We start from the raw sequence: 21,053 nt of genomic DNA, 5'->3' as shown, positions 1-21,053 counted from the left end.
TCTTTTTTGAAGCTGTTGCTGTCATAACGCAATGTCCTCCTTTTTTTTCAGCTCTGTCTCAAAGCTCTTTCTTACCTCGGTGCAAAATGCTTTATCGTGAAATAGCTTCAGTGCCAGCTCGCAGATCACAGCGGCCCCCTTCTTCATCTGCTCTATGGCAAAAGGCTGTATTGTACTGTCGCGCAATTCTGCGGTGTGCAGTGCCAGTGCCTGCTTTGTGATGCAGATCATTGGCTGAATTGATGGACAACGGTAACTGACATTTCCCATGTCTGTGGAACCGGAAGGACGCTCCGGCGCGGCAATTTCCTCCTCACGCGACTGCATGAGCGTATGCACCTCTTCTTCGAGCACAGGGATGCGAACCATATCGTAAAAATCGGGGAAGAGCGCTTTGAATTCTGCTGTACAGTCCATCGCCAGTGCCGCAGCAGAGGCGCAGTTCTTTACAATTCTATTGAGCTCCTCCAGTTCCGCTCTTGACTTTGAGCGGAATTCCAGGTGAAGCATCGCGTAATCCGGAATGATATTTGCCTGTATACCACCTTCCTTTATGACCGCGCTGAATATGCTGTACGGGGCAAGACTCTCCCTCCTCGCATCCACCAGATCTAAAAATTTTCTGGCTGCCGTCAGAGCATTGTGACCTGCCCAGGGAGCAGCGGCAGCGTGAGACTGCTGTCCGTGAAATGTCAGCTCATAGCAGCGCAGGCTCAGTGCATCCATGTCAGTATAGGAAATGGCACCACAGCTGTGCATCATGACTGCGAGATCCATCGCATCGAAGATTCCAAGCTCTGACATGAGGAGCTTGGCGCCGTCTCCTTCTTCAGCAGGAGTTCCAATCACATAAAGGGTGCCCTGAAACTGCTCCTTAAGATCAAAGAGAGCCAATGAGGCTAATGTTGACAGGGCGCCGTGCAGATTGTGTCCGCAGCCGTGTCCGAGTTCCGGAAGTGCATCATATTCCACCAGAATCGCGACCTTCGGACCACTGCCATTTTCCAGGACCGCTCGGAAGGCTGTGCCGTAACCGAGTTCCTTCTGAAGGTAAGGATACTCCACAGCAAAGCCCTTTTTCTTCAACAGCTCGGTGATCCTGGAACTCGCAAGAATCTCCTCCTTGGCGGTCTCCGGATGCTCATACATGAAGCGGACCAGCTGCTCTGCCGTTTCAGTGTTGCGATCAATTGCGAGATCCACTTGTTGTCTTAATTGCATATACCTCTCCTTCTGAATGAATTGGAGCTGCTCAAAAAATACACGCTGAACGCGTAATAAAACAGCTTTTTATATAATCATACCACTTTTGAGAAGTATTAAATCATATTTTTAGAAATGTTTCTGATTCAAATAAAAAAACTGCCGCAAAAAGCGGCAGACGGAATTGTCAGGCGTACAGGGCGAAATCACGCTTCATACAGCGGTGAGGAGAGGTAGCGATCCCCGGAGTCCGGGAGCACCACTACAATTGCTTTTCCCTTTGCTTCGGGGCGCATGGAGATCTGAAGTGCAGCCCAGAGTGCAGCGCCGGAGGTGATTCCGCAGAGTATCCCTTCGGATTTCCCGAGCAGGCGTCCTGTGGAATAGGCATCTTTGTCAGATACTGTGATGATTTCATCATAGATGGTTCTGTCAAAGGTATCTGGGATAAATCCGGCCCCGATGCCCTGAAGTCCGTGCGGTCCTGCGGGCCTTCCGGAGATCACGGCAGAGCCTTCCGGCTCTACTGCCACTATTTTAATTTTGGAATTCCGGTTTTTTAAGTAGCGCCCGCTTCCGCTTAAGGTCCCTCCGGTGCCGACGCCGGCAACCAGGTAGTCTGCGTTGCCTCCGGTATCCTCCCAGATTTCCGGTCCTGTGGTGTTAAGATGTGTCGCCGGATTTGCCGGATTGGTAAACTGTCCGGGAATGAAGCTGTTCGGAAGCTCCTGTGCGAGTGCTTCCGCTTTTTTGATGGCACCGGCCATTCCCTCAGCGCCCGGTGTGAGTACCAGCTCGGCGCCATAGGCAGCCATGAGCCTTCGACGCTCTGCACTCATGGAATCCGGCATTACAATGATGATGCGGTAACCGCGCGCTGCGGCGACGGAGGCGAGGCCTATGCCGGTATTGCCTGAGGTGGGTTCAATGATGACCGAGCCGGGATGCAGAATACCGCGGGCTTCAGCATCATCCAGCATACCTTTTGCAATTCTGTCCTTTGCGGATCCGGTTGGGTTCAGGTATTCAAGCTTGGCAAGTATCGCGGCGCCTGCACCTGTGCGCTGTTCAACGCGGGAGAGGCGCAACAGAGGTGTGTGGCCGATCAGCTGATCGGCAGAGCTGTAAATGCGGGACATGGAGGCACTCCTTTCAGGGCTTCTGGCAGGGCTTGGAGCTCCGAACCTTCGGGATTTCGTCAATATCGGGAACCTTAACATTTTTTAAGGGCAGAGTTGAGCATATGACAGAATCTTTTCCGCTCTGAGCTGGAGCGAGGAGATCTGCCAGTGTGTAGCTGTCAAAAAATTCATTGATGATATGGTCCAGCTTTTTCCACATGGGCAGAGTCAGGCAGAGCTCTGCGTGCGATATCCCGCAGAGGAGTATAGGAAGCGTTGTTCTGTTTCGCCAAATCGATCATAACTCTGAGTGCATAGCGCCCTCTTGTTGATACTACCATAAAAGCTTCTGTTCCGATGTTCGTATCCGTACTTGGCGGAGGAACGAAAGTCTTGGTGGATTATCGCACTTTAGTTAATTTTAGTACCGAAATAGAATCTTTGCAAGGGCACCGGGATTCTGTGCTATACTGGAAACCAAGACTTCAGTGGTGGAAGCGTGGCAATGAGCGCCGGGCATTACGGTATATAGGCATACCTTATATTATAATATAGTACAGAAGCACTCGGGGAACTCCGGGAGAAAGGAAGCCCTGTGTCAAGGGCGCGCGTAAACATATGGCTCAGGACAAGAAAATTTTGACGGTGCAGGATATTTCCTGCGTGGGACAGTGCTCTCTCACAGTGGCTCAGCCCATCATTTCTGCCTGCGGTGTGGAGACCTGCATACTGCCGTCTGCGGTACTCTCAAACCACACGGGAGCAGGATTCCACGGCTTTACCTTTCGGGATCTTACAGAGGATATTCCGGAAATATGCAGCCAGTGGGAGAAGGAGGGTATCCGTTTTGACGCGGTGTACACGGGATATCTCGGCAGTGTAGCGCAGATCGCCCTGGTGAGGGAGATTATGGACAGGCTTTTGCTTCCGGGAGGCCTGAAGATTGTAGATCCGGCCATGGCAGACAATGGGAGTCTCTATCAGGGCTTCGACCAGCCGTTTGTGCAGAAGATGGCAGAGCTCTGCGGAAAGGCGGATATCATACTGCCAAATCTCACAGAGGCCTGTTTTATGACTGGTATGGAGTATACTTCAGATGTTCAGACCGAAGACTATGTGCGGGAGCTTCTTTCACGCCTGGCTGCTCTTGGCGCCCGCAAGGTGATACTGAAGGGGATCTTCTTCCGGCCGGATCAGCTCGGCAATGCAGTGTATGACTGCGCGAGCGGAGAGCTGCACTATTGCTTTACGGAGCGCATTCCGAGGAGCAGCCATGGAACTGGAGACTGCTTCGCAGCAGCCTTTACAGGAGCTCTCATGCAGGGACTTGACGCCTGTGAGGCAACAGCACTTGCCGCAGATTTTGTGGTGGAGAGCATATTGCAGACGGAAGACGACCCTGCACACTGGTATGGTGTAAAGTTCGAAAAGGCACTGCCGCTGTTGGTGCGTCGCCTGAACCGGAGTGCGCCGAAAAGCGCCGCCGCAGCAGCGGAAGAGCGGACGCGGAGACGCTATGTGCTTCATGGCGGCAGCTTCCGTGACCTTGAGGGATTCTACCGCGAGATGGATCAACTTCTGACCGATGGCTCTGTGCCGACCGGTCACAATCTGGATGCGCTGAATGATCTTCTGAGAGGCGGCTTTGGGCGGCACGCCTATGGTGAGCCCATAGAGCTTATATGGGAGAGCTTTGAGGAGAGCAGAGAGACTCTCGGAGCAGAGCAGCTGCTCCGCATCGTGAGCATTATCCTGAATCACGAGGAGGAGCATGACTGTGTGTTAAAGATAGAATTCTGAATGTGCAGCCTTCTGCGGAATAGACATATTCCTGATATAAAAATAAAGGCGTGGAGCGGAGGGGAGAAATCCCTTCGCTCCACGCCTTTTGGAAAATATTATCTTCAGAATTCAATTCGAATTGCAGTCGGGAGAGAAAATCTTCGCGCTGCTTTAATACACTGCGTAGACCTCTGCGTACTGCACGCCGAAATCCAGCGCGACAGAATGGCTCTCGTAGAAGATGTCAATATGATTTCCGTTGACACCGCCGCCGATATCCTCTGCGACATAGCGCTCGCCATTGATCATGACGACGGTACCCTCCGGAATGACTGAGGGGTCTGTCGCAATGGTGTGGTGTGGCTGGGCGATCTTTCCCGAGCTCGTCATGCGGCCCCAGCCCTTGGAGCACTGGTAGCAGGGACAGTAGGCGGTGAGCTTGAATCTTCCGAGGCTCACAGTGCCGGGGTTCTCTGCGGAGCCAGAGCTGCTCTCGCTTTCTGAGCTCTCATTTTCAGAAGTCTGAGTCTGCTCATCAGATTCTTCTGCCGCGCTGTTCTCGCTCTGCACGGCCTTCAGCCACTCCTCATCCATCTCCTGGCGCTTTGCGATCAGGGTATTCTGTGCGACGATTCTGGCACTCTCAAGCTCCGGGATATCCAGCTGATCGATCTCCGGTAGCTCTGCCGGGCTCTGGATGGCGCTGCTGCCCAGATGTGTACGCAGCATGGGGCTGTTCTCTCCCGTGTCTGTTTGCACCAGTTCTGTATTATCTGCGGCAGTCTGCGTCTCCGCCTCTGCAGAGGTCGCCTGGATGCCTGACTGGGAACTGTTCGCGGCATAGGTCTTTTTTGAGAGGCCGAGTACAGTCAGCGGGGAGAAGACAAGTGCCATAACCACGAGATATATGGTGGCCTTCTTGATTGGCAACAACATCTTGAACATTTTCGTAAAATCCTCTTAATAATTATGTAATATTTTTACACGCCTATAATAACACGAAAAGTGGGGTTGTCAATAGAAAAGTGGGAGAAAAATGCAAAAAAAAGCATAAAAATGGGGGCGAAATGGTTACTTCGCCCCGGCTTGTTGACATGATATGGATAAACTTAAGATTTGAGATGAAAGTAAAATGTTAAGCTTTACCGGATCAAAAACACTTCCAGATACTGAAGCCCATGTGTCTCCGCCTCGGCCTCCGTGCTGTAATAGACGTCCACCCAGTTGCCGTGCACGCCCCGGTCCTCGACCGTGTAGATCAGCTCGCTGTTTGCGAGACGTATTTTGCTGCCCGCCGGGATTACAGACCAGTCTGTGGAAACCGTGTGCCCCACCTGAGGAGCGGAGCCGTCCGCACTGCGCTCGCCGTGCGGATTGGAGTAGCCGCTGGTGCAGAAGATTCCGAGTGACACTTCCGTCTTGCTGTCAGCTGCGGCAGTCTCTGTAGAGACTGTGTCCGTGGCGGCTGCATTTGCAGCGGCGCCGTCTTTCACAGGCTCCGCGTTTCCTGTCTCTGTACCCTTCTGAAAGGAAGGACCGGTGCTGCTGTCCTGCTCGGCCTGGGCACTCTGCTCAGCGGATATGGCAGGCTGACGATTTTTTCGTATCTTTGCCGCATAGCTCTCAGCCGGCGCTGCGAGCAGGAGAGCTGCAGAGAGCACCAGAGTGGTGGAGAGGCGAAGCATACATATATTTTTCATAGAAAGCTCCTTTGATTTCTCATATGTTACATAATTGTTACGAACACTTTACTATAGCCGGAGAAGGATTGCAAGAGCTATCTGCGGGGGGAATATGCCTGAAATGGTGAAATTTTACGAAAGCAGTTGACAAAGCTGGTCGGCTGGAATATATTAGGCAATGTAGATGTTAGCACTCCTGATAATTGAGTGCTAATAACGGAAGGGAGCGGTACATGGAACTGGACAATCGCAAGATTATGATTCTGAAGGCGGTGATCAGGAATTACATGGAGACCGGAGAGCCGGTCGGCTCCAGAACCATTTCGAAGCTCCCGGACTGTAAGCTCAGCAGCGCCACGATCCGAAATGAGATGTGTGATCTGGAGGACATGGGATATCTGATTCAGCCTCATACCTCTGCGGGGCGCATTCCCTCCGATCAGGGCTATCGCTTCTATGTAGATGAGATCCTGAAGGAGAAACAGGCCGAGGTACAGGAGCTGAAGGATCAGATGTTTCAGCGGGTGGACCGCCTGGAGCTGGTGCTGAAGCGGATGGCGCGACTCATTGCGGCGAAGACGAACTACGCGGCGATGATCAGCAGTCCCAGCGCGCACAAGGCGAGGATCAAGCTGCTGCAGCTCTCACGCATGGATGCTCACAGGCTGCTCGCGGTGATTGTTGTGGAGGGGAATATCATTAGCAACCGTATCATTCCTGCGGAGACGGAGATCAGCGATCAGGAGCTCCTGAATCTGAACATACTCCTCAACACGACACTGAACGGCCTCACGATCAATGAGATCAATCTGGATATTATGCGTCAGCTGAAGCAGGATGCAGGGGCTCAGAAGGAGCTGGTCGAGCACATCTTAAACGAGCTCTCGGAGTCCTTCTCGAATGACGAGGATCTTCAGATTTACACCAGCGGAGCCACGAATGTGTTTAAGTATCCTGAACTTACAGATGGCAACAGCGCGAGCCGGATCATAGATACCTTTGAGGAGAAGGACAGGCTGCGCAGGCTCCTGAAGGAGGTCAATACCGGCGAAGACGAGGAGCACCACGGGATACAGGTGTTCATCGGCGATGAGTCTCCGGTACCGGAGATGAATGACTGCAGCATGGTCACTGCGAATTATGATCTTGGCGGCGGACTTCGGGGCACGATCGGCATTGTCGGGCCGAAGCGCATGGATTATGAGAAGGTGCTCACCACGCTGCGGAGTCTTATGAGTCAGCTGGATCAGCATTTTGGAAGGGATGAGACTTAGAATGAACGAGTACAGAAAAGAGGACGGAACGGAGCAGAAGGAGAAGGTCGCAGGGGCAGAGACAGAGGTAAATGCTCCTGTCGGCGGGGAGAGCTCCGGGCAGGCAGAGTGTGAGGCGCAGCGGACTTCTAAGGAGGCGGAGGAAGTCTCTGAAAACCAGCCGGAGGAGCAGAAGAGCTCCGAGGAGCTTGCGGCGGAGGCCGCGGCTATGGCGGCTGTGGCTGAGGAGAGTGATAAGTCTGCGCCGGAGACGGGACGGGCAAAACCGAAGCAGGACGCAAAGGATGAGAAGATTGAGGAGCTCACGGACAGATTGAAGCGAAACCTTGCGGAGTTTGATAATTTCCGGAAGCGCACGGAGAAGGAAAAAATGGCGATGTTTGATCTCGGAGCTAAGAACGTGCTGGAGAAGCTCCTTCCTGTGATCGATAACTTCGAACGGAGTCTCGAGAGCGCACCGGACGCGCCGGAGCTTAAGCCCTATGCGGATGGTATGGAGATGATATACCGTCAGCTCCTTAAGAACCTGGAGGAGGCGGGGGCGAAACCCATGGATGCGAAGGGCAAGCCCTTTGACCCGGCCCTGCACAACGCAGTGATGCACGTAGAGGACGAGAGCCTCGAAGAGAATGTCGTTGTGGAGGAGTTTCAGAAGGGATACTACTACAAGGACGGCGTGCTGCGGCACAGCATGGTGAAGGTCGCAAACTGAGTTCTGAGGGCTTAAGAGCGGCAACAGGATATTACAGACAGGGCTTCGGCGACTGCCGGGGCAGAATCATAACAGAATAAATCAGGATATTATCAGGAGGATAAACTTATGGGCAAGATCATCGGCATTGATTTGGGAACAACCAACAGCTGCGTGGCGGTTATGGAGGGCGGAAAGCCCGTCGTGATCCCGAACAGCGAGGGCTCCAGAACTACCCCGTCCGTTGTTGCATTCACGAAGACCGGCGAGCGTCTGGTTGGTGAGCCGGCAAAGCGTCAGGCAGTTACCAACTCCGAGCGCACCATCTCTTCGATCAAGCGTCACATGGGCTCGGACTACAAGGTCAATATCGACGGCAAGAACTACACTCCGCAGGAGATCTCCGCGATGATACTTCAGAAACTGAAGGCGGATGCAGAGAGCTATCTCGGAGAGAAGGTTACGGAGGCGGTCATCACGGTTCCGGCGTACTTCAACGACGCACAGCGTCAGGCGACGAAGGACGCAGGCAAGATCGCAGGTCTCGATGTCAAGCGTATCATCAACGAGCCGACCGCGGCCGCGCTGGCTTACGGCCTTGACAACGAGAAGGAGCAGAAGATCATGGTCTACGATCTCGGCGGCGGCACCTTTGATGTCTCCATCATTGAGATCGGAGACGGCGTGATCGAGGTACTTGCGACAAACGGCGATACGCGCCTCGGCGGTGACGACTTTGACAACAAGATCACCCAGTGGATGATCGATGAGTTCAAAAAGCAGGTCGGCGTGGATCTCGGACAGGATAAGATGGCGCTGCAGAGACTCAAGGAGGCGGCGGAGAAGGCGAAGAAGGAGCTCTCCGTAGCTACCACAACCAACATCAACCTCCCCTTCATCACGGCGACCTCGGCGGGGCCGCAGCATCTTGACATGACTCTGACCCGCGCGAAGTTTGATGAGCTGAGCGCAGATCTCATTGAGCGCACCGGAGTTCCGGTACAGAACGCAATGCGGGATGCGGGCATTACAAATACCGAGCTCGGCAAGGTGCTGCTGGTCGGCGGTTCTACCCGTATGCTGAATGCACAGGAGAAGGTGAAGCTGCTCACCGGACATGAGCCCTCCAAGACTCTGAATCCGGATGAGTGTGTTGCGATCGGTGCAAGCATTCAGGGCGGAAAGCTCGGCGGCGAGGCGGGCTCCGGCGACATCCTGCTCCTCGATGTCACTCCGCTCTCTCTTTCCATTGAGACCATGGGCGGCGTCGCGACGAAGCTCATTGAGCGCAACACGACCATTCCGACCAGAAAGAGTCAGGTCTTCTCCACTGCGGAGGACAATCAGTCTGCGGTTGATATTCATGTCGTGCAGGGCGAGCGTCAGTTCGCAAGAGACAATAAGACGCTGGGTCAGTTCCGTCTGGACGGCATTCTTCCGGCGAGAAGGGGCGTTCCGCAGATCGAGGTCACCTTTGATATTGACGCAAACGGCATCGTAAACGTCTCTGCAAAGGATCTCGGCACGGGCAAGGAGCAGCACATTACCATCACCTCCGGTTCCAGCATGTCGAAGGACGACATCGACAAGGCAGTGAAGGAAGCTGCGGAGTACGAGGCGCAGGACAAGAAGAGAAAAGAGAGCATTGACGCGAGAAATGAGGCCGATTCGCTGGTGTTCCAGACCGAGAAGGCAATCCAGGAAGTCGGCGATAAGCTGGATCCGACAGACAAGGCGACTGTGGAGGCAGATCTCTCCGCACTGAAGGAGGCGATCAACCGCGCTCCGGCGGAGTCCATGACAGACGATCAGGTAAACGATATCAAGAGCGGCAAGGAGAAGCTCATGGCGTCTGCGCAGCAGCTCTTCTCCAAGGTCTATGAGAGCGCACAGGCACAGCAGGGCGCGGCAAATGCAAGTGATGCACAGCAGAGCGGTCCGGCAGCGGATGATGGCGTTGTGGACGGAGACTTCAAGGAGGTCTGAGCTGCTCCTGCTGAATCAGATTCAGGCTTATTCTGAAGAACAGAGTCTTTCGGCGCGGCCACAGGCCGCGCCATTAAAAGCGCAAAGATGCAGCGCGCTCTTTGCGCGCCGGTGCGGCAGGCTTTTGCCTGCATTTTCAGCTTTTCGGCTGCGCACCGGCTGCATTTCCCGGAGCAGGTCTGCTTTATGGGAAATGGGATTTTCGATAAAGCGAAGAAAGGATCACGATGGCAGAACAGAAACGCGATTATTATGAGGTGCTCGGCGTTCCAAAAAATGCGGACGATGCGGCATTGAAGAAGGCCTACCGCGCGCTTGCAAAGAAGTACCATCCGGACGCGAACCCCGGCGATAAGGCGGCAGAGGCCGCCTTCAAGGAAGCCAGCGAGGCGTATTCCGTCTTGAGCGATCCGGATAAGCGAAGAAAGTACGATCAGTTTGGTCACGCGGCCTTTGACGGCGCCGCGGGCGGCGGTGGCTATTACGAGGGGAATGCTGCCGATTTCGGCGATATTTTCGGCGATCTCTTCGGAGACGGCGGCGGAATATTCGGTGATTTCTTTGGCGGCGGCAGGCGCTCAGCGCGGGCGGCGAATGAGCCTATGCGCGGTGCAAATGTGCGCAGCTCCGTGCGCCTGACCTTTGAGGAGGCGGTCTTTGGCTGTGAGAAGGAGATCACAGTCAATTTCAAGGAGACCTGCAGCTCCTGCGGCGGCAGCGGTGCGAAGGCGGGAACCAGTCCGGAGACCTGTCCCACCTGTAACGGGAAGGGAAAGATTGTACAGATGAGCCGCACGATGTTTGGAACCATGCAGAACGTGCAGACCTGTCCGAACTGCCATGGAGCGGGAAAGGTTGTGAAGGAGAAGTGCCCGGGCTGCAATGGAACCGGCTATAACCAGAAGCGTAAGACCTTCCGCGTGACCATTCCGGCCGGCATTGACAACGGCCTGTCCGTCCGTATGGCGGGCGGCGGTGAGCCGGGTGTGAACGGCGGTGAGCGGGGAGACCTTCTGGTGGAGTGCATTGTGAGTCCGCATCCCATCTTTAAGCGGCAGGAGACCACCATCTTTTCCACAGTGCCGATTTCCTTTGCGACGGCGGCACTCGGCGGTGCGATCCGCATCAGGACCGTGGACGGAGAGGTGGAGTATGAGGTAAAGGCGGGAACCCAGACGGATACGCGCGTGCGTCTGCGCGGCAAGGGCGTCCCCTCTCTCAGAAATAAAAACATCCGGGGCGATCACTATGTGACGCTTGTGGTGGATGTTCCGACCAGGCTCACGGCGGCGCAGAGAGAGGCGCTTCAGGGCTTTGCCGATGCGATGGACGGCAAGGAGAAGAAAAAGGGACTGTTTAAGTAAACTTGCGGCGCATCTCTCCTTCGGAGGTACGTCACATGGAGGCCTGCATTTCCGGAGAGGAGTGCAGGCCCTTTTGCTGCTCATCTGTTGGAGAGCAGTTCTTGCTGTCCGATCACTGTCGCGGTAGATTGATCAGTCCCGGGGAAAGCGCAGGGTTTCGGTGATTCTTGACAGAATACGAAGGGAATAGTATATTACAAGCGAACGATTAGTAAAATTATGAAAGAGTTTAGCTTTGTTTATGAGAGAGAGGAGGGGAGGGTATGACAATTCGGGAGCTGTCGAAGATCACCGGTTTTTCCCCTTCTGCAATCTCCATCGTGCTGAATGGAAAAAAAGGTGTGAGTGACGAGACCAGAGAGAAGATCCGGAAGGCACTGGAGAAATATGATTATCACCCGTCACCGAAGCGGGCGGCTGCGGAGCGGAACGTACTGGTGATGAAATACTATAAGAACGGCTTCTTTGTGGAGGAGAATCAGGGCTTCATTTCCATGATCATTGATGCGATCGAGGGACAGCTGCGCAAGGAAAATATCGGCATGACGCTCACGGTCATGAAGAGCGATCTCGAGCAGGGACTCAAAAACCTTGATTATGAGAAATATGCCGGTATGATCATGATCGGGACAGAGCTTCGCCGGGAGGAGTATCAGCTCATGGGGGATATCCGCATTCCTTTTGTGGTTGTGGATAACAATATTCCGAGTCACAGCTACAGCAGCGTGTGCATGAACAATTATGAAAATGTCCGCCTTGCGCTGCTTTATCTGAGGAAGTGCGGACACAGACAGATCGGTTTTCTCGGGAGCTCTATGGACACGGAAAATTTCCGGGAGCGCGAGGAGGCATTCCGGAAGCTGGTTCACGAGCTGGAATTAAGCTTTGACGAGCAGCACGACTATAAGCTGAATCCCACCATGATCGGCACGCACGACGATTTTCTGGCTCATCTTGAGGGTGATGTCACACTTCCCTCCGCCTTCTTTGCGGAAAATGATACCATTGCGCTGGGGGCCATGAAGGCGCTGAAGGAGAAGGGCTACAAGATTCCGCGCGATGTCTCGATCATCGGGTTTGATGATATTCCCTATGCCTCAATCAGCTCGCCGGCATTGACTACGGTTCATGTGCAGCGGAAGCTGATCGGCAGGCAGGCGGTGCTGCAGCTGCTGCAGCTCATCAGTGATCCGGGATTTTCTACTATGAAGACGGAGCTCACAGGGAGGCTGGTTGTGAGAGACAGTGTCAGGGTGCTGCCGCAGCCGTAGAGAGTCGAAAGTGCAGAGCGGCCGTAAAGCATTCCATATATCTATAATATAGCTTCGCAGACGGAATACATTCTGTCTGCGATTTTTTTTGCGCAGAAAACATTCCTACGTCCTCTGAAAATTAGATAAAAAAATAACGTAGTTTAGTAAATGGTAGAGGAGAGGCAATGGGGATTATGCACAAGTAAGTGGGGATAAAATTATACAAAGTGTAAGAAATATATATAAAATATTGACTTTGAATCAAAATAGGGTTAATGTTTAGTTGAACATTTCAGAACCAAAGCAAAAATGTTTACTAAACAAGGAGGAGAAGTATTATGAGGAAGTTTCGGAAATTAATGAGTACAGTACTTGCGGTTTCTATGGTCATCCCCATGCTTGTCGGCTGCGGAAGCTCCGGCGGCGGTGCGACTCCGGCTGCGACGACGGCGCAGGCAGAGGTCTCGAGCGAAGCTCAGGCAGAGACCCCCGAGGCGGCTGCTGCACAGAACCCGGTAGCGGGCAAAAAGGTGGCTTATGTCATGCTCCTGCCCTCCGCGACCATCTTCCAGATGTGGAAGGATTCCTGCCAGGATCTCTGCGATTCCCTCGGCGTGGATTTTGATTTCTTCTTCTGTGACGGCGATTTCAACAAGTGGCAGGATACCATCCGAACCTGCGCATCCGCGGGCTACGACGGACTGCTGCTGAGCCACGGAAACCAGGATGGCTCCTATGTCTTCTTGAAGGAGATCACAGAGCAGTATCCGGATCTGAAGATCGTGACCTTTGACACACAGTTCTACACCGATGGTCAGTACCAGAAGCTCCCGGGTGTAACCCAGATGTTCCAGCAGGACAAGTCTCTCGTGACCGTGCTCCTGGATCAGATGATCGAAAAGTACGGCGAAGGCGTCCGTCTCATCAAGGTCTGGAGAGGCCCGAACTTCAACAGCCCGTTTGACCGCCGCGAGGTAGGCTGGGCAGAGTACGAGGCTGCCGGAAAGATCAAGACCGTCGGCGAGATTCAGCCGCTTCAGGATTCCGTTGACTCCGCAAATACTGTCACCGCTGCGTACCTGCAGGGTGTGAAGCGCGAGGATGTGGATGGTGTGATCGCCTACTATGATATGTACGGTCAGGGCGTCTACAACGCTATTGCCGAGAACGACAATTTCAACGGTAAGAACGGCGAGGCCCTTCCCATGGCATCTGTCGATATCGATCCGGTGGATGTCACCAATATGCAGATGAGATCTGATATCTGGACCGCAGCGGGAACCACGGACTGGACGATGAACGGCGAGATCGGTATGCGCATTCTCATGCTCGAGCTGGCTGGTGAGTACGACAAGATCTACGATCCGGCGAGCAAGGAAGCAGGTGTTGATGTCGTAGAGGTTCCGGGAACTGCAATCAAGGCGAGCGAGCTGAAGGCAGAGTCCACCGTTGAGAATCTCGGCGAGATTGCGGGCGAGACTTATGGCAATATAGACTATCTCTCTGAGGCGGAGTGGATGCCGAAGGATCTGATTCACAAGTAAGAAATCCGCGCTGCGGCGCGTGGCGCTGCCGGAGCCGCAGACAGAGCTTTGAAAGAGGGAGGTATCGGGGAGCCGAGACCTCCCTCTGGTTTAAAAAGTGCAGAGAAAGCATGGAATAATATGGAAAAAATAAAGCTTGAGACAAGGAATATATCGATTGAATTTCCGGGGGTCAAGGCGCTGGATCAGGTGAACTTCAAGGTGGAAACCGGGGAGATACGGGCGGTGGTTGGTGCAAACGGCGCGGGCAAATCCACTCTGATGAAGATACTTGCGGGGGCAAATCCCCGCTACACCGGAGAGATATCGCTCGGCGGGAGAGCTGTGGAGATACGGACGCCGGTGGAGGCGAAGCGTCTCGGCATCCAGATCGTGTATCAGGAGGTCGATACCGCGCTCTATCCGACGCTCTCTGTGGCGGAAAATATTATCCAGAACGATATGGTCATGGGAAAAACCGGCTTCTTCATGAACTGGCAGAAGACCTATCAGGAGGGACGTGAGGCGCTGGAAAAGCTCCATATCAGCCGAGAGCAGATCGATGAGAGGGAGCTGGTGCAGAATCTCTCGCTCGCACAGAAACAGATGGTGCTCATCGCGAAGGCGATACGTGCGCGCTGCAATTTTCTTATACTGGACGAGCCGACCGCGCCGCTCAGCAGTCAGGAGACAGAGGAGCTCTTTCGTGTAGTCAGACATTTGCACGAGACGGAAAATGTAGCGATACTCTTTATCTCCCATCGTCTGAATGAGATTTTGGAGATCTGTGACAGCTACACGGTTATGCGAAACGGACAGATCATAGAGAGCAGGAATATTATAGAGCAGACCACAACAAAAGAAATTGTTGAAATGATGTTGGGCAGAAGCTTTGAGGAGAATCATAGAAGAGAGGCGGCTCATACCGGAGAGATACTCTTTGAGCTGGAGGGCTTCTCCGGAGCGGATGGAAGAATACGGGATATCTCCCTTTACGCGCGGCGTGGCGAGATCGTAGGTATCGCGGGACTGGTCGGCGCAGGCAAATCGGAGCTCTGCAAGACGATCTTCGGCGCATACAGAAGAACCGGCGGCAGTATGAAGCTGAAGGGCAGGGCCCTGAATATCCGGAATTCCTCGGATGCGGTAAAGCAGCGCATCGCGTTGGTTCCGGAAGAGAGGAGAAAAGAGGGCGTTCTGGTGCATGAGAATGTGAGCTTCAATCTCTCGGCGGCCTGCCTGTCCCGCTTCTGCACCGCCTCCTTTGTGAACCGCGGAAAGGTTTTGGAGAATGCGAGAAGCTATATCCGGGATCTCGGAATTGCAACACCGTCGGAGCGCCAGCTTGTCAAGAATCTCTCAGGCGGAAACCAGCAGAAGGTCGCGGTCGGAAAGTGGCTTGCGGCGGACTGTGATCTCTATATCTTTGACGAGCCCACGAAGGGGGTTGATGTCGGTGCGAAGCAGGATATCTTCCACCTGATCCAGAAGATTGCCGCGGAGGGCAATGCGGTGCTCTATGCGACCTGTGAGAACGCGGAGCTTCTCTCTCTGACCGATCGGATGTATGTGATGTACAACGGACAGATCCAGGCGGAGCTTGTGAGTGCAGAGACGAGCGAGGATGAAATCATGTACTATTCCGTCGGCGGAAAGCAAATAAAAGGAAAAGAACGACAGGAGATGCAGCTATGAAACAGAAGAAAAACACAGTAAAGTTTCTCGTGGACTGGGCCGCGGTCCTCGCTCTTCTGGTGTGCTTTGTGGTCTTCACGGCGATGAAGGGCAGCGCATTTTTTTCAGAGAGCAATATGGTCAATATTCTGAGAGCTATGGCGATCAATACGGTCTTTGGAATTGCAGCGACTGTAACCATGGCGCCGGACGGCTTTGATATGTCAGCGGGCACGCTTGCGAGCTGCTCTGCCTATGTTTTTGTTTCTGCATACCTGTGGTTCGGGCTCTCGCTTCCGATGTCCATACTCGTCTGCATTGTTGCGACGCTGATCATGTATCAGCTGACCATGTTCCTGATCCTGATCTGCAAGATTCCGGATATGCTTGCCACCTGTGCGCTGATGTTTGTGCATCAGGGGCTGGGGCAGTGGTATATCGGCGGCGGCGCAGTCTCCACAGGCATGAAGACGCCTTGGAACACAGCACCGGTCAGAACCGCGCTCTCAGAGTCTTTCTCGGCGATCGGAAGAGCTCCGTGGATCATCATTATCATGCTGGGCTGTGTGCTCACGGCCTACGTCTTTCTGAACTTCACGAAGCATGGACGCTATCTCTATGCGATGGGCGGGAACAAGGAGGCGGCAAAGCTCTCCGGCATCGACACGAAGAAGTACCGCTATCTCGCGGGTATGATCACTGCGGTTTTCATCGCGATCGGCGGTATACTGGTGGCTTCGCGAGGGAGCTCCGCGCAGGTGATGTGCTGTGACAACTATCTGATGCCCTCTCTCGCGGCGGTCTTCGTCGGAAGAACGGTGGGCGGCGCGGAGAAGCCGAACGCGCTCGGAACCATGATCGGCTCCATGCTGGTATCCACACTGGAGAACGGCCTTACCATCTGCGCAGTGCCGTTTTACGTGCTTCCGGCAGTGAAGGGAGCGGTGCTGGCACTGGCTCTGATTGCAGCATACGCGTACAAGAAGGAAAGTTGAAACAGAAGACAGCGAGTGAGAGTAAGCAAAGGAGGAATCAGGAAGTATGTCCAGATTTGACAGTTATTTTCAGATGGAAGCGAGCGATGTAAAGGAGTATACGCTTGAAAAGACAGGTTCCATGATAGCTTGGGATGAGGCGAGCATGGAAGTGATAGTCCCTGCGGAGCACGGCAACCTGAACTATGTCTACCGCGTGATGGACCGCAAGGGAAACTCTATTTTTGTGAAGCAGGCGGGAACAGAGACCCGTATATCGAAGGATATGAAGCCCTCAAAGGACAGAAACCGCCTTGAGGCAGAGATCATCACCCTGGAGGATAAATTCGCGCCGGGCATGGTGCCGCGCATCTATTTCTATGACACGGTGATGTGCGCCTGCGGCATGGAGGACTGCTCGGATTTTCAGGTGATGCGCCAAGCCATGCTGAAGCACGAGATCTACCCGCACTTTGCGGAGGACATCTCGGACTTTCTGGTGAACACACTGCTCTTAAGCAGCGATCTGGTCATGGATCACCGGGAGAAGAAGGAGCTCGTGGGACGGTTCATCTCTCCGGATCTCTGCGACATCACGGAGAAGCTGGTGCTCATGGAGCCCTACATGGATATTAATTGCAGAAACAATATCTATGCACCGAATGCGGACTTTGTACGCCGGGAGCTCTATGAGGACGAGACTCTGCAGCTCGAGGTTGCAAAGCTGAAATTTGGGTTCATGACAAATGCACAGGCACTCATTCAGGGGGACCTGCACACCGGATCCATATTCATCAGGGAGGGGGCGACGAAGGTCTTTGATTCGGAGTTTGGCACTTACGCGCCCATGGGCTACGACACGGGCAATGTCGTTGCAAACCTGATCTTTGCCTACGACAACGGTCTGGCGCACGGAAAGCGGGAGTTCTGTGACTGGATCCTCAAGTCGATCGAGAAGAGCATGGATCTCTTTATCGAGAAGTTTTGCCGGAAGTACGATGAGGCGGTCACGGAGCCCATGGCGAAGGTGCCGGGCTTTAAGGAGTGGTATCTCGCCGGGATACTCAGAGACACCGCGGGCTATGCGGGCACAGAGCTTCACCGGAGGACAGTCGGCATGGCGAATGTAGCCGATGTCACGGGGATCGAGGATGAACACGACCGCCTGATGGCGGAGCGCATCAACATCTACGCGGGCAAGGATTATATCCTGAATGCAGCGGAGTATCGCTGCGGGCGCGATTTTGTGGATGCAGTGCGCCGCGCGGAGCGGAAGGCAGCGGAAAGTCTCAGATGAGGAGGAAGGACGATGGATGCGGAACGTTTTTTTGACGAGCTACTCTCTGTAAGGATGAATGCCGACAGAACGGCAGTCGATATCATCGACCAGACCCTGCTGCCGGGAACCAGAAAGCGGATTTGTCTCTCCACAAGGGAGGAGATATGGGAGGCGATTAAAAAACTGAGGGTGCGCGGCGCACCGGCGATCGGTGTGTGTGCGGCCTGTGGCATAGCCTTGCTGGCATCGAAGATTGAGGCGGCGGACTACGCGCACTTTTTTGAAGAATTCAGGAAGGAGAAAGAGTATCTCGCGTCCTCAAGGCCGACAGCTGTGAATCTCTTCTGGGCACTGAACCGGATGGAGGACTGTGTCAAGAAGCATGAAGAAATGCCGCTGCGGGAGCTGTGTGAGCTGCTCTTCGCGGAGGCAGAGCGGATCCGGGAGGAGGATGTGCAGATCAGCAGAAGCATAGGGGAGATCGGCTTCCGGCTGCTGTCGGAACTGAAACAGAAGGGAAGGGAGATCGGAATTCTGACTCACTGCAATGCGGGCACGCTCGCCACGGCGAAGTACGGCACGGCGACTGCACCCATGTATGTCGCCCTGGAGCACGGCTGGGCCGGTCAGGAGATCCATGTCTACTGCGACGAGACCAGACCGCTCCTTCAGGGCGCGCGGCTCACAGCGCTTGAGCTGCACAGTGCAGGGATCAGAACCACTCTGCAGTGTGACAACATGGCCTCCATCCTCATGAAGTCCGGAAAGATTGATATTGTCTTTGTGGGCTGCGACCGTGTCGCGGCGAATGGCGATGCAGCGAATAAGATCGGCACCTCCGGCGTTGCGATCCTCGCGAAGCACTACGGGATTCCCTTCTATGTCTGTGCGCCGAGCTCCACGATTGACATGAGGACGCCGACGGGAGCGGAAATCCCGATCGAGATGAGGGATCCGGATGAGGTCACAGAGATGTGGTACCGGGAGCGCATGGCTCCGGATGGGGTGGATGTCTACAATCCTGCTTTTGATGTGACAGATCACGAGCTGATCACCGGTATCATCACTGAAAAGGGACTCTGCACCGCGCCTTATGGTGCAGCGTTCCGGCAGCTTGGAATGTGAGGGAAGCGCCTATGCTGAAAAACATACCGGACTGCATTTCGCCGGAGCTTTTGAAGGCGCTGCATGAGATGGGACACGGAGACCGCATTGTGATCGGAGATGCGAATTTTCCAGCGGCCTCTGTCGCGGCCGCAGAGCATCATACCAATATCCGCTGTGACGGACTGCGGGCGACGGAGCTTCTGGACGCGATTCTGAAGCTCCTGCCGCTGGACGATTTTGTGGAAAAGCCGGTGCTCATCATGGATAAGATGCCCATGCATGCGGAGCTCGAGACACCTGTATGGGATGCGTTTCGTGAGATTGTCAGGGAAAACGCACCGGAGATGGCGGATCGCATCGGTTTTCTGGATCGCTTTCAGTTCTATGAGGAGGCGAAGCAGGCTTACGCGGTCGTATCAACGACAGAAAAGGCATTTTATGCCTGTATCATACTGCAAAAGGGTTGTCTGTAGAGGCAGAGGAGGAAGACATGCTGGAAGAGCTGAAACAACAGGTGGTTGCGGTCGCAAAGGAGGCGGACCGCATCGGGATGTGCAAACACAAATCGGGAAATTTCAGTATGTATGATGCGGTGAGCGGCTATGTGGTCATCACGCCGAGCGGTGTCGCAAGAGAGCTGCTTACGCCGGACGATGTCTGTGTGCTGGATCTGGACGCGCGGGTTGTGGAGCGAAGGAGTGCGGCGAGACCTTCGAGCGAAGCGCTGATGCACCTCTATACCTACCGGGTGCGGCCGGAGATGCGGGCCATCGTCCACACCCACGCGCGCTACTCGACAGCCTTTGCGGTGATGAATAAGGAGATTCCGGCGATTGTCTATGAGAGCGCCTGCATCACAGGGGGCGGGGTCGTACCGGTGGCTCCCTACAGGAGACCGGGCACGGCAGAGCTGGCGGAGGTGGTGTCGGAGACACTGAAGAGAGTGGACTGCTGTCTGCTGCAGAGCCACGGAGCCATAGCAATCGGTACGGACATGGAGGAGGCCTTTCTGAAGGCACAGTATGTCGAGGAGGTCGCAGAGCTCTACTACCTCACGCTGACAGCCATGGGCGGAAAGGAGCCCACAGCGCTCCCGGCGGAGGAGCTTAAGAAGTGGGCCTATCCCAGTGAGATCAAACTATAAGAACGGAATATTTCCCATGAAAATACTGAACTTTGGATCCTTGAATATTGATTATGTATATAAAGTAGATCACTTCGTCAAAAAGGGGGAGACTCTCTCCTCTGAGGCACTGCACGTCTATTCCGGAGGAAAGGGGCTCAATCAGTCTGTGGCGCTCGGCAGGGCGGGCGCAGAGGTATATCACGCCGGAAAGATAGGGAAGGACGGAAGCTTTTTGCTCGAAGTGCTGCGGGAGGCCGGTGTACACACGGACTTTATACGGGTGACAGAGATGGAGCGCTCCGGGAATGCAATCATTCAGAACGATGCACAGGGAGACAACTGCATCCTGCTCTACGGTGGCGCCAACCTAGCTATCACGAGAGAGGAGGTTGATGAGACGCTCTCCGGCTTTTTTGCAGGAGATTACTGTGTGCTTCAGAATGAGATCAACGAGCTGCATTATATTGTGGAGAAGGCGCACGAGAGGGGCATGGTGATTGTCCTGAATCCCTCCCCCATGGATCAAAAGATCACGGCGCTTCCGCTTCAGCTTATTGACTGGTTTATTCTGAACGAGGTGGAGGCGGCGCAGCTCACGGAAAGACAGGCGTCGGACGGAGAGCTGCTGCTTGCAGAGCTCATGCGAAAGTTCCCGGAGGCGCATATCGTTCTGACTCTCGGGGAGGCGGGGGCCCTCTACGGCTATCGGGAGGAGCGCTTTTGTCAGGAAATCTACCGGACGGAGGTGGTGGATACGACGGCAGCCGGGGACACCTACACGGGTTATCTTCTCGCCGCCCTGCTTGCGGGAGAGACGGTGCAGCGGGCCATGGCTCTCGCCGCAAGGGCGGCTGCGATCACCGTATCGCGCCGGGGCGCAGCACCCGCGATCCCCCGCAGAGAGGAGCTGTGAGGCGGGGAAGGAACATGTTCTGCCTGGCAGCACGCAGACCTGAAAAGAAAACAGAGAAGACAGCCGTTCCGGACGATCCTGTTTCGTTCAGGGCGGCGCTG

Annotated in this window: 19 protein-coding genes; 14 read left to right on the top strand and 5 right to left on the bottom strand. The window is 54.4% G+C overall.

From position 1 onward, the window contains the following. Positions 1-21: 21 nt before the first annotated feature. The 3 genes from J2S20_RS00905 to J2S20_RS12090 all read right to left on the bottom strand — a co-directional run bounded on the left by J2S20_RS00905 (position 22) and on the right by J2S20_RS12090 (position 2,544). A complete protein-coding gene (locus J2S20_RS00905; RefSeq protein ID WP_307252052.1) occupies positions 22-1,221 on the bottom strand; it encodes an amidohydrolase in 1,200 nt (399 codons plus the stop codon). 188 nt (positions 1,222-1,409) lie between these two features. Further along, positions 1,410-2,342 carry a cysteine synthase A gene (gene cysK, locus J2S20_RS00900; protein WP_106612747.1) on the bottom strand — a complete coding sequence of 311 codons (933 nt, stop codon included), beginning with the start codon at positions 2,340-2,342 and terminating at the stop codon, positions 1,410-1,412. Between the two features lie 13 nt (positions 2,343-2,355). Next, the gene (locus J2S20_RS12090) at positions 2,356-2,544 is read right to left on the bottom strand and encodes a hypothetical protein (RefSeq protein WP_330692707.1); all 189 of its coding nucleotides are present in this window, start codon (positions 2,542-2,544) and stop codon (positions 2,356-2,358) included. 398 nt (positions 2,545-2,942) lie between these two features. On the opposite strand from J2S20_RS12090, the gene J2S20_RS00890 reads away from it, so the two are divergent. Further along, positions 2,943-4,124: a pyridoxamine kinase gene (locus J2S20_RS00890; protein ID WP_307252044.1), complete on the top strand. Its 1,182-nt coding sequence runs from the start codon at positions 2,943-2,945 to the stop codon at positions 4,122-4,124. A gap of 153 nt (positions 4,125-4,277) precedes the next feature. Here J2S20_RS00890 and J2S20_RS00885 read toward each other — a convergent pair whose 3' ends face one another. Further along, entirely contained in the window at positions 4,278-5,051 is a 774-nt protein-coding gene (locus tag J2S20_RS00885; protein WP_307252041.1) for a 3D domain-containing protein, read from the bottom strand. A gap of 197 nt (positions 5,052-5,248) precedes the next feature. Continuing rightward, entirely contained in the window at positions 5,249-5,806 is a 558-nt protein-coding gene (locus tag J2S20_RS00880) for an RlpA-like double-psi beta-barrel domain-containing protein (protein ID WP_307252037.1), read from the bottom strand. A 215-nt stretch (positions 5,807-6,021) separates the two neighbouring features. On the opposite strand from J2S20_RS00880, the gene hrcA reads away from it, so the two are divergent. The 13 genes from hrcA (at position 6,022) to J2S20_RS00815 (ending at position 20,952) form a co-directional block, all read left to right on the top strand. Beyond that, complete coding sequence (hrcA, locus tag J2S20_RS00875) at positions 6,022-7,062, top strand: heat-inducible transcriptional repressor HrcA (protein WP_106612743.1); 1,041 nt, start codon at positions 6,022-6,024, stop codon at positions 7,060-7,062. A 1-nt stretch (position 7,063) separates the two neighbouring features. Further along, on the top strand, positions 7,064-7,774 hold the full coding sequence (gene grpE, locus J2S20_RS00870; protein ID WP_307252033.1) for a nucleotide exchange factor GrpE: 711 nt from the start codon (positions 7,064-7,066) through the stop codon (positions 7,772-7,774). A 108-nt stretch (positions 7,775-7,882) separates the two neighbouring features. Continuing rightward, positions 7,883-9,739 (top strand): molecular chaperone DnaK, encoded by a 1,857-nt coding sequence (dnaK, locus tag J2S20_RS00865; RefSeq protein WP_307252030.1) that lies wholly within the window; start codon positions 7,883-7,885, stop codon positions 9,737-9,739. A gap of 227 nt (positions 9,740-9,966) precedes the next feature. After that, positions 9,967-11,103, top strand: a complete 1,137-nt coding sequence (gene dnaJ, locus J2S20_RS00860; RefSeq protein ID WP_106612740.1) for a molecular chaperone DnaJ — start codon at positions 9,967-9,969, stop codon at positions 11,101-11,103. A 263-nt stretch (positions 11,104-11,366) separates the two neighbouring features. Continuing rightward, positions 11,367-12,374, top strand: a complete 1,008-nt coding sequence (locus J2S20_RS00855; RefSeq protein WP_106612739.1) for a LacI family DNA-binding transcriptional regulator — start codon at positions 11,367-11,369, stop codon at positions 12,372-12,374. Positions 12,375-12,694: 320 nt separating this feature from the next. Continuing rightward, positions 12,695-13,900, top strand: a complete 1,206-nt coding sequence (locus J2S20_RS00850; protein ID WP_307252023.1) for a substrate-binding domain-containing protein — start codon at positions 12,695-12,697, stop codon at positions 13,898-13,900. Positions 13,901-14,020: 120 nt separating this feature from the next. Then, entirely contained in the window at positions 14,021-15,574 is a 1,554-nt protein-coding gene (locus J2S20_RS00845; protein WP_307252020.1) for a sugar ABC transporter ATP-binding protein, read from the top strand. Continuing rightward, positions 15,571-16,548: an ABC transporter permease gene (locus J2S20_RS00840; protein WP_106612736.1), complete on the top strand. Its 978-nt coding sequence runs from the start codon at positions 15,571-15,573 to the stop codon at positions 16,546-16,548. Before J2S20_RS00845 ends, J2S20_RS00840 begins: the two co-directional genes overlap by 4 nt. Before the next feature lie 46 nt (positions 16,549-16,594). Continuing rightward, positions 16,595-17,824 (top strand): S-methyl-5-thioribose kinase, encoded by a 1,230-nt coding sequence (mtnK, locus tag J2S20_RS00835; protein WP_307252016.1) that lies wholly within the window; start codon positions 16,595-16,597, stop codon positions 17,822-17,824. Between the two features lie 12 nt (positions 17,825-17,836). Then, positions 17,837-18,931, top strand: a complete 1,095-nt coding sequence (mtnA, locus tag J2S20_RS00830) for an S-methyl-5-thioribose-1-phosphate isomerase (RefSeq protein WP_106612734.1) — start codon at positions 17,837-17,839, stop codon at positions 18,929-18,931. Between the two features lie 11 nt (positions 18,932-18,942). Continuing rightward, a complete protein-coding gene (locus tag J2S20_RS00825) occupies positions 18,943-19,386 on the top strand; it encodes an RbsD/FucU family protein (RefSeq protein ID WP_106612733.1) in 444 nt (147 codons plus the stop codon). A gap of 17 nt (positions 19,387-19,403) precedes the next feature. Then, a complete protein-coding gene (locus J2S20_RS00820; RefSeq protein WP_307252009.1) occupies positions 19,404-20,057 on the top strand; it encodes a class II aldolase/adducin family protein in 654 nt (217 codons plus the stop codon). A 16-nt stretch (positions 20,058-20,073) separates the two neighbouring features. Then, positions 20,074-20,952, top strand: a complete 879-nt coding sequence (locus J2S20_RS00815; protein WP_307252210.1) for a ribokinase — start codon at positions 20,074-20,076, stop codon at positions 20,950-20,952. Positions 20,953-21,053 lie beyond the last annotated feature (101 nt).

The sequence above is a fragment of the Moryella indoligenes genome, assembly GCF_030812885.1.
GTDB lineage: Bacteria > Bacillota > Clostridia > Lachnospirales > Lachnospiraceae > Moryella > Moryella indoligenes.
The sequence above is the reverse complement of the archived record's forward strand: the minus strand, read 5'-3'. Positions and strand labels throughout refer to the sequence as shown.

What these genes read in the sequence shown, in the direction of transcription:
- J2S20_RS00905 (WP_307252052.1), bottom strand. Translation starts at nt 1,221, where the DNA reads ATGCAATTAAGACAACAAGTGGATCTCGCAATTGATCGCAACACTGAA.
- cysK (WP_106612747.1), bottom strand. Translation starts at nt 2,342, where the DNA reads ATGTCCCGCATTTACAGCTCTGCCGATCAGCTGATCGGCCACACACCT.
- J2S20_RS12090 (WP_330692707.1), bottom strand. Translation starts at nt 2,544, where the DNA reads ATGTGGAAAAAGCTGGACCATATCATCAATGAATTTTTTGACAGCTAC.
- J2S20_RS00890 (WP_307252044.1), top strand. Translation starts at nt 2,943, where the DNA reads ATGGCTCAGGACAAGAAAATTTTGACGGTGCAGGATATTTCCTGCGTG.
- J2S20_RS00885 (WP_307252041.1), bottom strand. Translation starts at nt 5,051, where the DNA reads ATGTTCAAGATGTTGTTGCCAATCAAGAAGGCCACCATATATCTCGTG.
- J2S20_RS00880 (WP_307252037.1), bottom strand. Translation starts at nt 5,806, where the DNA reads ATGAAAAATATATGTATGCTTCGCCTCTCCACCACTCTGGTGCTCTCT.
- hrcA (WP_106612743.1), top strand. Translation starts at nt 6,022, where the DNA reads ATGGAACTGGACAATCGCAAGATTATGATTCTGAAGGCGGTGATCAGG.
- grpE (WP_307252033.1), top strand. Translation starts at nt 7,064, where the DNA reads ATGAACGAGTACAGAAAAGAGGACGGAACGGAGCAGAAGGAGAAGGTC.
- dnaK (WP_307252030.1), top strand. Translation starts at nt 7,883, where the DNA reads ATGGGCAAGATCATCGGCATTGATTTGGGAACAACCAACAGCTGCGTG.
- dnaJ (WP_106612740.1), top strand. Translation starts at nt 9,967, where the DNA reads ATGGCAGAACAGAAACGCGATTATTATGAGGTGCTCGGCGTTCCAAAA.
- J2S20_RS00855 (WP_106612739.1), top strand. Translation starts at nt 11,367, where the DNA reads ATGACAATTCGGGAGCTGTCGAAGATCACCGGTTTTTCCCCTTCTGCA.
- J2S20_RS00850 (WP_307252023.1), top strand. Translation starts at nt 12,695, where the DNA reads ATGAGGAAGTTTCGGAAATTAATGAGTACAGTACTTGCGGTTTCTATG.
- J2S20_RS00845 (WP_307252020.1), top strand. Translation starts at nt 14,021, where the DNA reads ATGGAAAAAATAAAGCTTGAGACAAGGAATATATCGATTGAATTTCCG.
- J2S20_RS00840 (WP_106612736.1), top strand. Translation starts at nt 15,571, where the DNA reads ATGAAACAGAAGAAAAACACAGTAAAGTTTCTCGTGGACTGGGCCGCG.
- mtnK (WP_307252016.1), top strand. Translation starts at nt 16,595, where the DNA reads ATGTCCAGATTTGACAGTTATTTTCAGATGGAAGCGAGCGATGTAAAG.
- mtnA (WP_106612734.1), top strand. Translation starts at nt 17,837, where the DNA reads ATGGATGCGGAACGTTTTTTTGACGAGCTACTCTCTGTAAGGATGAAT.
- J2S20_RS00825 (WP_106612733.1), top strand. Translation starts at nt 18,943, where the DNA reads ATGCTGAAAAACATACCGGACTGCATTTCGCCGGAGCTTTTGAAGGCG.
- J2S20_RS00820 (WP_307252009.1), top strand. Translation starts at nt 19,404, where the DNA reads ATGCTGGAAGAGCTGAAACAACAGGTGGTTGCGGTCGCAAAGGAGGCG.
- J2S20_RS00815 (WP_307252210.1), top strand. Translation starts at nt 20,074, where the DNA reads ATGAAAATACTGAACTTTGGATCCTTGAATATTGATTATGTATATAAA.